The sequence below is a fragment of the Mesorhizobium sp. P5_C1 genome, from assembly GCF_054049815.1.
Genome location: NZ_JBFULQ010001208.1, coordinates 1 through 800 on the forward strand (window position 1 = coordinate 1; position 800 = coordinate 800).

The 800-nt window shown below is 54.9% G+C and carries 1 protein-coding gene; it reads right to left on the reverse strand.

All coding sequences use genetic code 11. The annotated features are described in order from the left end of the window. On the reverse strand, positions 1–504 hold a 504-nt coding region (locus ACXJ7R_RS34910; RefSeq protein WP_457155770.1), incomplete at its 3' end, for a rhamnan synthesis F family protein. Between the last annotated feature and the right edge of the window lie 296 nt (positions 505–800).

Genomic DNA, 800 nt, shown 5'->3' on the forward strand with positions numbered 1-800 from the left:
GATGGGCCCCATCTTGGTCCAATAATCCCGAAACGCCTTTGACTGATGCAGGGACCGCCGCACCGCGATGAAATGGGAGTTGAGATGGAAGGGCAGCTCCGCCTTTCTGACGTCGATCGGATTGGGCCTCATCGCCCCGTGAGCGGAGATCCCCCAGAAATCACACTGACGCTGGTCCATCTCCGAGAACATTTCCGAGAAAGGGAAAATCGGCCCGTAGAAGGTGTGGTTGAAGAGCAAGATCTCGTCGAAGTTCGAAAGTTCGTCCCACCCGATATGTTCGAGCGCAGTCCGATAGGCCCACACATCGAACCCTTTGTTTTCCCTGATCAGGAAGCTGTCGGCGGCCTCGGAAAGGCGAGATTCGGCCTCTTTGTCCACCGGACCGTTGCAAACCACCAAAACCTTCTCAACAAAAGGTTTGATCGATGCAATCAGGTGAAAATAATACTCATCTATCTTGCCGTGCTGGTCGTAGTAAAATGCGATAGCCAGACGCCTCATCGACGTATCTCTCTTTGGTGCATATAGCACTTGAAATTGGAGCGCCCCGATACCGGACCGAAAGAGGCGTTGGCCGCATCCTGCCACCCAGGCGTCATCGAGGGATGATGTCTCCGGGTCRTCTCGTCGAAGTCCGTGATATGGGCGCTATCCTGCAGAGGACATCAGGTGCACGCATTAGACCATTCGATGCCGATAAAAAAGGCCGGAGGGACGCGATCCTGTCCGGCGCAGACATGCGGCGTGCCAAATGACCCCACACATAAGCCATGCAGAAGGTAACCGGAGTTACCTCC